At 43.6% G+C, this 12,508-nt stretch carries 8 protein-coding genes; 7 read left to right on the forward strand and 1 reads right to left on the reverse strand.

Translation table 11 applies throughout. The features are described from left to right. Nucleotides 1–191 precede the first annotated feature (191 nt). Together ACT89M_RS14835 and ACT89M_RS14840 are read left to right on the forward strand one after the other, a co-directional pair. A complete protein-coding gene (locus ACT89M_RS14835) occupies nucleotides 192–1,556 on the forward strand; it encodes an MFS transporter (protein WP_373323180.1) in 1,365 nt (454 codons plus the stop codon). Nucleotides 1,557–1,619: 63 nt separating this feature from the next. Next, nucleotides 1,620–2,822 carry a macrolide family glycosyltransferase gene (locus ACT89M_RS14840; RefSeq protein WP_308721791.1) on the forward strand — a complete coding sequence of 401 codons (1,203 nt, stop codon included), beginning with the start codon at nucleotides 1,620–1,622 and terminating at the stop codon, nucleotides 2,820–2,822. A 155-nt stretch (nucleotides 2,823–2,977) separates the two neighbouring features. On the opposite strand, the gene ACT89M_RS14845 is transcribed toward ACT89M_RS14840, so the two are convergent. Then, entirely contained in the window at nucleotides 2,978–4,372 is a 1,395-nt protein-coding gene (locus ACT89M_RS14845) for an alkaline phosphatase (RefSeq protein ID WP_221788048.1), read from the reverse strand. Nucleotides 4,373–4,792: 420 nt separating this feature from the next. Between ACT89M_RS14845 and ACT89M_RS14850 the strand changes: the two genes are divergently transcribed. From ACT89M_RS14850 to ACT89M_RS14870, 5 genes are all read left to right on the forward strand, one after another. Beyond that, the gene (locus ACT89M_RS14850; RefSeq protein ID WP_154888912.1) at nucleotides 4,793–6,091 is read left to right on the forward strand and encodes an NCS2 family permease; all 1,299 of its coding nucleotides are present in this window, start codon (nucleotides 4,793–4,795) and stop codon (nucleotides 6,089–6,091) included. Nucleotides 6,092–6,459: 368 nt separating this feature from the next. Continuing rightward, on the forward strand, nucleotides 6,460–7,449 hold the full coding sequence (locus tag ACT89M_RS14855; RefSeq protein ID WP_154888910.1) for an alpha/beta hydrolase: 990 nt from the start codon (nucleotides 6,460–6,462) through the stop codon (nucleotides 7,447–7,449). Between the two features lie 313 nt (nucleotides 7,450–7,762). Continuing rightward, on the forward strand, nucleotides 7,763–10,141 hold the full coding sequence (locus ACT89M_RS14860) for a glycoside hydrolase family 95 protein (RefSeq protein WP_341180894.1): 2,379 nt from the start codon (nucleotides 7,763–7,765) through the stop codon (nucleotides 10,139–10,141). 217 nt (nucleotides 10,142–10,358) lie between these two features. After that, the gene (locus tag ACT89M_RS14865; protein ID WP_487344720.1) at nucleotides 10,359–11,378 is read left to right on the forward strand and encodes a LacI family DNA-binding transcriptional regulator; all 1,020 of its coding nucleotides are present in this window, start codon (nucleotides 10,359–10,361) and stop codon (nucleotides 11,376–11,378) included. A 133-nt stretch (nucleotides 11,379–11,511) separates the two neighbouring features. Then, nucleotides 11,512–12,501, forward strand: a complete 990-nt coding sequence (locus tag ACT89M_RS14870; protein ID WP_423246125.1) for an ABC transporter permease — start codon at nucleotides 11,512–11,514, stop codon at nucleotides 12,499–12,501. The last annotated feature ends 7 nt before the right edge of the window (nucleotides 12,502–12,508 follow it).

Genomic DNA, 12,508 nt, shown 5'->3' on the forward strand with positions numbered 1-12,508 from the left:
GATTAGCATGATCAACGAAGAAGACCACTTAATAAACATTTTTGTTTACAAAGTGGTTTGCTTATCCTATATTAAAGATACATCTGCAGGTGTATTTTACTAATATTTCAATATTTATGGAGGTGTCCGTGACACACGAGAAACCAATCGGCATCTTTCATCGACGTTACAGCGCAATGACCATTGGTATTATGTTGGTATTAACTACTTCGGCATTCGAAGGGCTAGCGATCACAACTATTGCTGCCAAAATAGCTCAAGACATGCAGGGAATTCATCTATATGGGTGGATTTTTAGCGCGTTTTTGTTATCTCAGCTTGTAGGAACACTGGTGATGGGCCAGCAAGTGGACAGGCGAGGTGTATTCACTTCCATTCTTATATCTTTTGTTATTTTTGTAATGGGGACAATGATTGCTGCGACATCCATGAACATGTACATGCTCATTGGAGGAAGAGTTTTTCAAGGATTTGGAGCTGGCGCTTTAATTACATGTGTCTATGTGTGTGTAACATTATACTACCCGGAAAATCTCCGAACTCAGATTTTGGCAGCTTTTTCGATGGCATTTGTTCTTCCTTCATTAATAGGCCCTTATTTTGCTGGACTTCTTGCTTCTTATCTGTCTTGGCGGTTTGTTTTCTGGATCGTTATCCCTTTGATTGTACTTGCTCTTCTGCTTACATATCGCTCGTTTCGTGATCTGCAGCGCAATCAGCACATTATAGAAGAAGCACGAGCGGTTGACTCAAGAACAGGCCAGGCCATTTTATTAGCTATTGGAACGGGATTGTTACTGACAGGTCTTGGCATGATTACGAGCTGGCAGGGCATAGCTCTTTCGATTAGTGGATTCATAATCATGATACCGTTCATGCACAAATTATTGCCTCAAGGAACATTTCTAATCCAATCCGGTTTACCGGCAACCTTGGTAACAAGAGGATTGTATGTGTCTTGTTACTTTGCAACCGAGAGTTTTGTTATTCTGGGTTTGACTGAGATGAAGGGGTTATCGGCAGAAACTGCCGGATTACTTGTCGCAGCAGGCTCATTAAGCTGGTCTGGAGCGGCTTGGTTGCAAGCCAGATTGGATGTAAAAGACCGAGGTGATGGGCGGAAGCGGAGAGTGATGTATGGAATTGGCATTATGATCGTCGGAGTTATGCTCGTCATGCTGGCTTTATTTTTGACGGATACCGGGATTGCGCTCATTCTCCTCTCACAGATTATTATTGGTTTTGGTGTGGGTCTGGCTAACCCGACTACCGCAGTCCTTTCTTTACAGTATGCTGAGCTTGGACAGGAAGGAAAAATGTCTGCCAACCTTCAGTTTGTCGATTCTTTTTATGTGGCTGTAAGCATTGGTGTAAGCGGTTCATTGGTTGCTTTAGCCAAAACGACGGGATGGGGCATATCCACAGGCATTCTGATGGTGCTGACGCTTCAACTTCTATTGGTTATACTGAGCTTTTTCTCATCGTTGCGAATTACAGCCCATACGTCCCAAACAGATCATCCCGCTGGACAAAAAATAGATACACTTCCGATGTAAACAAACAACCGGTCAGACCAGATACGGATCGGAGGCACATATTACATTCAGGAGGTGCGCACGATGGCGCGTGTATTGGTTGTTATTACTCCGGCTGAAGGCCATGTGAACCCATCCCTTGGGTTAATTACGGAGCTAGTCAAACTTGGAGAAGATGTTGTTTATGTTTGTGTAGAGGAATATCGTTCTCGGATTGAGCAAACGGGAGCTAAGGTCATGACCTATCCTTTTGCGGAGGATGCGTTCTCACATGAACCTACACTTAAGCCTTTGGCGTATCGGCATCCCTACCAATTCCTACACATGGTTACTTGCGGTATCATTCCCAGAATGATTCCTGAGGTGCTTCGTTTGATAGAACATGAAACGTTTGACTATCTGATCTATGATTCACTGATGGGGTGGGGAGGCCAAATTCTCGCTGAGAAATTAGGGATTCCATCCGTATGTACGATAGCTTCTTTTGCTTCCGTCGAGCCAGCAAGCATAGAGAACGGGGAGGTTATCAATACACGAGAACTATATGAAGCGATTATGAACAAGGCAAAAGAAATAGCAACAACGTATAAGGTCAGCCTGCCTGCTGTGGAGGAGATGATGACACACCAAGCTCAATTAAATATTGTTTACACCAGCCGTTATTTTCAGCCACGGGCAGAAGAATTGCAAGATCGTTTTCTATTCACAGGTTCATCGATTATTCCGCGGGAAGATGCTCCCGAATTCCCATTTCATCTCCTTCGTGAACGGCATACGAAGACAGTATACATTTCCATGGGAACCATACTGAATAAAAACCTGGAGTTTTACAAACTGTGCTTTGATGCATTAAAAGATCAAGCAGTAAATGTTGTTTTATCTTCGGGGAAATACACCGATATTACATCCATTGAAGCAATGATTCCCGAAAACTTTATCGTGAAGCCTTATGTTGCTCAGATTGAAATATTGCAGCATGCAGACGTTTTTGTTACTCACGCAGGCATGAATAGTGTAAGCGAGGCATTATATTTCGATGTTCCACTTGTTATGATTCCCATGACCTCAGATCAACCATTTGTAGCCGGTCGCGTAAAAGAGCTTGGAGCCGGGATTGTATTAGATCAGCATCACCTGAACGCAATCCAATTACAGGAGGCGATTATGGAAGCACTTCACAATCCCATCTATAAAGAGCAGGCACATCTCATCGGCAAATCTTTGAAAGAAGCTGGGGGCTGCACCTTTGCGGCGACGGCGATAATGCAACAATTTGCCAGAGTATAACTGCAATTCACCTCTTATTCTCATATAACAGGGAATAAAATTAATGCTAATACAACAACCCCCTCACTTCATTTCTTTCGAAAGAAGAGAGGGGGCAATTTAGAAAAGTACTTATACAGCTAACCATTGGATATCAAGACAGAGTGCAAAATCGTTTACTTGCCCTTTTTCAAAATATCAAAAATGATTTTGGCATTATCAGTGTTATCAATTAAGCCAGAGAAGCGCTGACTTCCTGGGCCATAGGCATACACCGGAACATCTTCACCTGTGTGCCCACCTGTTGTCCAACCTGTGAAAGAGCGGTTATCAATAATAGCTTCGATCGCATTATCAATTTTGGTCACATCCGCACTTTGAGCAGCATCTTTAACGGATTGAATTTCCTCTGCTGTCAGCTCAAGTTTGAGATATTTTTTCAAAGTTTCATCAACAGAAGCCCCTTTGGCAATTTGAGCAGCCATGAAGTCAGGAGTACGCAGTGCAGCTTTGATTGGGTCTACAAAGAAGTTGTATTCTCCATCTTTACCCAGGGTAAGTCCTCCTGTGGAGTGGTCCGCTGTAGCTACAACCAGTGTTTGTCCGTCTTTTTTCGCAAAATCAATCGCTGCCTTAAAGGCTTTAGCGAAATCTTCCATCTCACTCATTGCGCCAACAATATCATTATCGTGTCCTGCCCAGTCAATCTGACTGCCTTCAACCATCAAGAAAAATCCTTTTTTGTTTGTTTTAAGACGATCAATAGCCGAATTCGTCATCTCAGCGAGTGAAGGTGTCGCGCTTGTGCGATCAATGAACTTGTCCAGACCACCGTCTGCAAACAACCCAAGTACTTGTTTGTTTTTATTCGCGAGCAGGGATGTACGATCCGTCACATAACTATAACCTGCTTTTTGAAACTCTTTCGTAAGATCACGGTCTTTACGTACAAAATTGGTTTTCCCTCCGCCGAGCAGTACATCCACTTTGTGTTTGCCGTTAATCAACTCGTCGTAGTAGTCATTTGCAATAGCATCCATGTTTTTGCGGCTGATATCATGAGCTCCAAATGCCGCTGGAGTAGCATGGGTAATCTCAGAAGTCGCGACCAAACCTGTGGATTTACCGATCTGTTTGGCTTGCTCCAACACGGTTTTGACATTCTTTTGATTTGTGTCCACTGCAATGGCTGCGTTATATGTTTTCACACCTGACGACATTGCGGTTGCGGCAGAAGCGGAATCCGTAACATTTTGTTTGTCATCGTCGGGATAGGTCATTTGAGCGCCTACCAGATACGGATCAAACACCGTTTTTCCCATCACTTTCGTCTTAGGATTATCTTTCATATAACGATAAGCGGATGTATACGATGTTCCCATACCATCTCCAATAAGGAAAATGATATTTTTGATTGGTTTTTTCTCAGTACTTGCACCGGCAGCTTTAGCGATAGTTGCTTGTCCAGGGGAAAGAAGAGTAGAAGCTGATACAGCCAACGTCAGAGCTAATGCAGGCAATGCTTTTTTAGACAATTTCACAACGATTCCTCCTCGATATCTCTTTAACATGAATGCATGAAGCTTTGTTCATTTGTTCATCCTTAAGAAGATTATCATTCATTTGTAAATAAAAACCATCACAATTGTACGCTGATTGTAAAATATACAAAATTAACTAACATACAAGCTTAGATCAGTCTAAACACTAAAAGCGAATGAAATCTCATTTATCAACTTGAATAGTTCGTAAATAATGTGAACAAAGCTCGAATTCCATTGACATCCTGTGTTATTTTTAATAAAATTCGAAATGCACCTCAGATTAAAAACAAAATTCTTTTTTTGATCTTCACATTCGGAGCTGTTCAGATCCTAATGACGAATATAGGAGCGTAAGAATTCCAATCCTATAGGCAATTAGGATTTTTTGTTTTTAACTGTGCTGCAGAATCTAAGAAAACAAAATGAAAGTTGGAGGCTGGCTTGACGATGGACAACTGGTTCAAACTGAAAGAAAGAGGCACCACCGTTTCAACCGAAATTATTGCTGGTATTACTACATTTTTCACGATGGTATACATAGTGATTGTTAATCCCGGAATTCTGAGCGACACAGGAATGAGCTTTAACGGGGTATTCATTGCTACGATTTTGGCGAGTATTGTAGCAACGCTGATTATGGGACTGTGGTCCAATTATCCGATTATTATCGCACCGGGTATGGGACTAAATGCGTTTTTCGCGTTTAGTGTAGTTAAGGGGTATGGCGTAACTTGGCAGACAGCACTTGGTGCTGTATTCATTGCGGGTATTTTGTTTATTATTTTATCGCTGACTTCGTTTCGCTACATGTTGCTGGATGCCATTCCGGCAAGTCTCAAACATGCGATAACGGCAGGAATTGGATTGTTCATTACAACGGTTGGACTGCAAAACGCAGGTATTATTGCCGATTCTAAATCTAATCTGATTACACTCGGAAATCTGGCGCAACCGATGACGTACCTGACGATTATTGGTCTAATCATCACCGTTACGTTGATGGCTTACAATGTCAAAGGATATCTATTTATAGGTATGGTTATTACAGCGATCATCGCCTGGTTCATGGGACTGTTCCAAATGCCTGCATCCATTGTAGCGATGCCTTCAGGACTGGGGGAAACTGCGTTCCAGATGGATTTAGCCGGTGTTTTCTCGAATGGAATATACACGATCATTTTCACGTTTTTGTTGATTACTTTGTTCGATACTACAGGAACGATGCTTGGTGTCGCGGAACAAGCTGGATTACTGAAAGATGGCAAATTCCCGCGCTCTCGTGGTGCATTGCTCGCTGATGCTGTTGGTACAACGACGGGTGCTATGCTTGGAACAAGCCCAACCTCGGCTTATATTGAGTCCAGTACGGGTGTAGCCGCAGGAGGGAGAACGGGACTGACTGCGGTAACAGTAAGTGTATTGCTCGCCGCGACTTTGTTCTTTAGTCCAATCGTAAGTGTCATTTCGAGCATCCCGGCGATCACATCCCCGGCGCTCATCATTGTAGGTTTCTTTATGATCAGTGTCATTAGCAAAATGAACTGGAGTGATCTGGAAGAGGCCTTCCCGGCGTTCCTGATCATTATTCTGATGCCGCTGACGCACAGTATTGCAACAGGTATAGGGATTGGTTTCATTTTCTATCCTGTGCTCAAGCTGCTTCGTGGCAAAGGTAAAGATGTTCATCCGATTTTTTATATTTTTGCGATTCTATTCTTCATTCAACTTGTATTCCTCGACCACTAAGAAACGGTCTTGAACATGGCAAAGAGAGCTGCGTTTATATAAGCAGTTCTTTTTTTATATACTTGAATTGCTTCACACAAGCACTCCGATGACAGACTAACCTTCCAATCGCTGTTATCCCCAGATTTTCTTGATTCCCTTTTCGAAAGGGAAAAATCCGGTGATAAAGGCGAGCGCTCCGCTTTTCCAGGTTTTTTCTGTCCTCTTCGTTTATGTGTAAATAATCATTCATTTTATATCGTTTTATTGGTAACTTATATATGCCAGTTCATATTCCGTTCATATTGGCGTCACGCTGGCAACATCTTGGCTCATTATACTGTAAATAAGTCACCAAGACAGCTACACAGACTTAAGGACAGGAGAAGATGAGAGTGGAAGAAATCGTAGAAGTGAAGCAAACAGAGAAGAAACACGGCAAAAAGCGTAAGTTATTTCTAAAAATATTCGGGGGAATCATCGCAGCTCTTGTATTATTCATGGGCATCGTATTTGTGATAAATGTGATTAGCAATGGATTGGAAAAGAAAAAGATAGAATCCTATGGTCAGTATGTGCAAGTGGATGGCAAAAACATGAATGTTTCCATTCAAGGTAGCGGAGAACAGACGATTGTGCTGCTTCCAGGGCAGGGAACGCCGTCTCCTGTGCTAGATTTCAAACTATTAATTGATCAGTTAACGTCAGATTATAAAGTGGTAACGATTGAACCATTTGGCTATGGATTAAGTGATCGTACAGACAAAGAACGTACCTCTGAAAATATCGTTAGAGAAATACATGAAGCTGTGGAGCAACTAGGTCTTGGCCGTTATATTCTTATGGGGCACTCTATTGCGGGACTGTACAGCGCATCTTATGTAAAAGATTATCCGGGTGAAGTGATCGCATTTATCGGTATAGACAGCAGTGTTCCTAATCAGCCTGGCATGGATGTTAAACTACCTCTGAAATCGATGCAGTTCCTTCAAACCTCAGGGCTGATGCGATTCCTCAAAAATGTGAGTGCAGATCCTTACAAATCTATGGACTATGATGAGCATACCATAGAGCAGATGAACTTGATCTCTAATCAGGTATCGAGTAATTCAACCTTAATGAATGAGTTGAAAAATCTGGGTTCTAACTTCAAAAATGCAGAGAAACTGACCTATCCTCGCGATTTACCGATGTTGCTTTTCGTTCAGTCCAATAATACTGCGAATCCCAATTGGATACCGCTACATGAGGAGCAGATCAAACAATCCGATCAGGGTAAAATGATCCCCATGGAAGGCTCGCATTATTTGCATCATACAAAGTACAAAGAGATTGCAGCAGAATTCAAAGCTTATATGAAGAGCGTTCAATTAAAATAAATCAAATCAAATCTAACAACAAAGGAAGTACTTACAATTTCCATACTTTATTTAAAGAGCGGCGCCAGACCAGGTGCCGCTTTTTGCTTATCACAAATATACAAGTACTTCACAATAGATACCGTGTTGAGATCACGGAAAATCTCCTCTTACCAAATGGAATTTTAAGGTTTATTTGTCACTGGTTTAAGCTTTTCCACATCATTTTTATTAAATATATATCTTCCCTTTGTATTGAAAGTTATAATGATTCCTGAGCAAGTAAAATTAGAGTTTGTCCAAAAATCAAGTGCATTCGGAGGTAACGATCAGCATGAATATTCAGTTTGGCACTCCAGCCACCTATTGGGTTGAAGCACTGCCTATCGGTAACGGCAAGTTGGGCGGAATGGTCTTTGGCGGTATCGAAAAAGAACGCATTGCATTGAACGAAGACACGTTATGGTCAGGCTATGCACAGGATTGGAATAACCCGGAGGCTCGTGAAGTATTGCCTCAAATCAGGGAATTGATCGCCCGTAAACAGTACGTAGAAGCGGATCAACTTAGCAAAAAAATGATGGGGCCTTTTACACAATCGTACCTGCCATTTGGTGATCTGGAACTTGTGATGGAACACGGACAATTATGTGAACGAAAAACTTATCAGCGCAAGCTGGATTTATCTACAGGTGTTGTAAGCGTTTCCTATGAAATTGGTGGAGTACGATATGACAGGGAGGTATTTGCTTCCCATCCCGATCAGGGTATTGTCATTCGTTTAACCGCAAGCAAAGAAGGAAGACTTAACTTTCATACTAGGCTGAGCAGTCCGCTGAGACATGAAACTTCTGCTGCGAACGCTCAATATGAACTATCTGGAACGGCTCCTGAGTATGTGTCACCGAACTATCACGATGTTGAAATTCCTGTCCGTTACGGAGATGTAGCAACTAGTCGTGCGATGACTTTCCATGGCCGACTTGCGGTATCTCAAACTGGAGGTACACTGCATTCAAGCGGTGGCGGACTGCAAATCGTGGGTGCAACGGAAGCGGTCATTTACTTTGCAGGGGCTACAAGTTATGCTCCTACAGGTCAAAAAGGGGACAGCGTAACCTCCCCGCAAGAGAAGACTGCGGACGTTATTAAGCAGATTATGACTCGTGATTATACAGAATTGCGTCAACGTCATGTACAGGATCATCAAGCGCTGTTTAATCGTGTGCAATTACACTTAGGTGAAAGTGTTGCTCCGCAGGACATGCCTACAGATGAGCGCATCGAGAAATACGGAAGTAGTGACCCGGGTCTGGTCGAGTTGTTGTTCAACTATGGCCGTTATTTGATGATTGCCAGCTCCAGACCGGGAACGTTACCAGCCAATCTTCAGGGAATCTGGAATCAGGAAACACGTGCGCCCTGGAGTAGCAACTACACATTGAATATTAATGCAGAGATGAACTATTGGCCGGCAGAGACGTGTAACATGGCTGAATTGCATGAACCGTTACTTGATTTTATTGGAAAACTTGCGGAAAACGGACGAAAAACAGCTGAAGTAAACTATGGCGCTCGAGGTTGGGTAGCCCATCACAATGCGGATATCTGGGGACAAACAGCCCCTGTAGGGGATTATGGTGCCGGTGACCCGTCATGGGCTTTGTGGATGATGGGCGGCGTATGGCTGACGCAGCATCTGTGGGAGCATTATGCGTTCTCAGAGGATAAAGAGTTTTTGCAGGAGACCGGTTATCCACTGATGAAGGATGCCGCCTTGTTCTGCCTGGACTGGCTCATTGAGAATAAAGAAGGACATTTGATCACATCACCATCAACGTCACCAGAGATGAAATTTGTCATTAACGGAGAACATACAGCTGTCAGTGAGGCAACTACAATGGACCTTTCACTCATTGCCGAGCTGTTCGAAAACTGTATTCAAGCAGCTAAAGTGTTGCAAACGGATGCGGAATTCGTGGATCTCCTGCGAGCGAAAAAAGAACAATTGCTGCCTTTGCAGATCGACGCAAAAGGTCGCCTTCAGGAATGGAGCGAGGATTTCACGGAAGAAGATCCGCAGCACCGACACGTATCCCACTTGGTTGGTGTATTCCCGGGAGGACTGATTACGCAGAAAAAATCACCTGACTTGATGAAAGCTGCCCGTACTTCCCTGGAAATTCGGGGTGACGGTGGTACAGGCTGGAGTCTAGGCTGGAAAATCGGTTTATGGGCTCGCTTTGGAGAGGGGAACCGTGCTGAACAGCTTATCTCCAATTTGTTAACACTCGTTAAAGCCTATGAACCAAGCAAACATGAGCAGGGCGGCGTGTACGCAAACTTGTTTGATGCTCATCCACCATTCCAGATCGATGGAAACTTTGCGGCAACCGCAGGTATTGCCGAGATGCTGCTGCAATCTCATCAGGGTTATCTCGATTTCCTGCCAGCTTTGCCTGAACGCTGGTCTACAGGTTCGGTCAAAGGGTTGAGAGCAAGAGGTGGGTTTGAGGTTAGCCTAAGTTGGGAGAACGGTAAGCTAGTTGAAGCAGAAGTCCTCTCACATACGGGCAATACATGTTATTTGCAGGTTGAGCCTGGCTTGAAAGTATATCAAGGGGATACGGTTGTACAAACCGTTCAGGAGAAAGACGATCAAGTTAGTCTGCCAACGCAAAAAGGACAAATATATACCGTTTCATTTAAATAAAATGAACTTGAATCCTAATGTCGTTCAAGTGAATAACTTATATTCAATAAATCAATTCACCCTCGGAGCAGTATAAGATCAAGAGATGAAGCCGCTGATCAATGAAGATCAGCGGTTTTCTTTTATACAAACTTGAAAAGTTAAGTGTTGTATTGAAAACGGTTTTATGCTATTTTGAATGTATAAAAACGTTTTAATAGTAAAGGAACCTGAATGTATGGGAAAAATCACAATCAAAGATGTTGCAAGGGAAGCCGGTGTCTCGATCTCTACGGTTTCGAATGCCTTAAATGGTGTGGATGTACTGAATCCGGAAACGAAGTCCCATGTGCTCAAAGTGGCGGAACGTTTAAACTACATTCCCAATCTGAATGGGAAACTGTTGAAATCAGGTCAGACAAAAATGCTTGGTTTCTTCACAACTAGTGTGTCGGGACCGTACTTTTACAAGTTAGTCGAGGCCATGTCGCGTGAATGCGACCGTCTCGGTTACGGACTCAATGTGTTTGTAACCAAAGATAAACATGTAATTATGAGCAATATTCTCGGCAGTCGGGTAGATGGGGTAATCATCTACGAAGAGCTGCGAATTGATGAGCAGGATATTCTATCGATGGAAAAAGACAAGATTAAAGCGGTTTTTCTGGATCGTGTGTACGAGAGCGAACGAATGGGAAGTGTCATCTTTGACTCTTACGTAGCCAGCTATGAAGTGACCAAATATTTGATCGGGCTGGGTCATCAGAAAATTGCCTATATCTCCGGCGTAGATGAGATGTTTGACAGTGTACAGCGCCGGGAGGGATATCTGGCGGCCCTTAGAGAATACGAACTTCCAGTCGATGAGGACTACATTATTCAAGGGTACTTTGAAGAAGAGGCCACTTACAGTGCCATCAAATCCTTCATTCATAAGCATCCAGGCAAGTTGCCTGATGCCTTTCTGGCCGGCAACGACCTGAGTGCGATCGGATGCATACAGGCATTGAAATCTCACGGTTATGAGGTTCCGAGTGACATCAGTGTAGTCGGATTCGATGATATTGATATCGCTCCGTATTATTCCCCACCCTTAACGACCGTTCGCAATCAAATTGCAAGACAAGGCATTCTAGCTATCACGCAATTGGTCAATATGATCAAGGGACAGGAACAAGGCGTGGCGCAAAAGCTGTCCGGAGAGCTTATCGTACGAGGCTCAAGCCATGTGAGAATCAACCGAAGAGATGGCCGCTAATAAAGGGAGAGAGACTCTTCGGGTCCATTTTCATTCATATTACAGGGAAGGGAGTTTTTTTGAGAAAATAAAAACGTTTTTATAAGACGGAATACATGCATCTATCGACACATACAGAGGGGAGCAACGAAGGATGAGTCACTTGACGACTACAGCAGACAGACAGCAGCAACCTCTTAAACCCGGTGGCAAGAAACATTTCAAGCAACGCTTCAATACATTCTGGGTCGATTTCGCCAGACAATGGGAGATCCAGTCCATGGTTCTACCCGGCATTCTGTTCATGATTGTCTTCTGTTACATACCGATCTACGGATTAACGATTGCGTTCAAAAATTACACCGTCATTGATACACTGTCCAGTGCCCCATGGGTGGGGCTGGATAACTTCAGAATCATCATGTCAGACAAATACTTCTGGGATGCCGTTGTGAATACGCTGGGCATCAGTTTTTTGAAGCTAGGTATCGGGTTTGTCATTCCGATTATTCTGGCCATTATGATTTACGAGCTGAACAGCGGACGATTCAAGAAATTCGTGCAAACGGTTTCATATCTACCTCACTTTCTCTCATGGATCGTGCTGGGCGGTATGCTTATCACCTGGTTCTCCACAACCGGCTTGTTCAATGAACTACTGCTCGGTCTTGGCATCATATCACAGCCGCAAAACATATTGCTGGACGCGGGCAAGTACTGGTGGATCGCCACGTTATCGGATATCTGGAAGGAGGCTGGCTGGGGCACCATTTTGTATCTCGCCATCATGTCCAAGATCGATCCTACGTACTATGAGGCCGCCAAAATCGACGGAGCCAGCCGGATGCGTCAGATCTGGAATATCACCTTGCCTAACATGAAATCCATTATCAGCCTGAATCTGATTCTGACGGTCAGCGGATTGCTGGGTTCGAATCTGGACCAAACGCTGGTGCTTATGAACTCACAGAACCGCGAGAAGGCCGAAGTCATTAATTCCTATGTCTATCGTATGGGGATGTCGCAAGGCGATTTCTCGTATGCTACCGCCGTAGGTTTGGGTGTTTCCATCATTTCTGTAATTCTGCTCGTCACGGCAAACAAAATAACTAGCAAGCTAAACGACAACCAGTCTGTGCTGTAGAAGGAGG

The sequence above is a fragment of the Paenibacillus sp. NN59 genome (assembly GCF_057597225.1).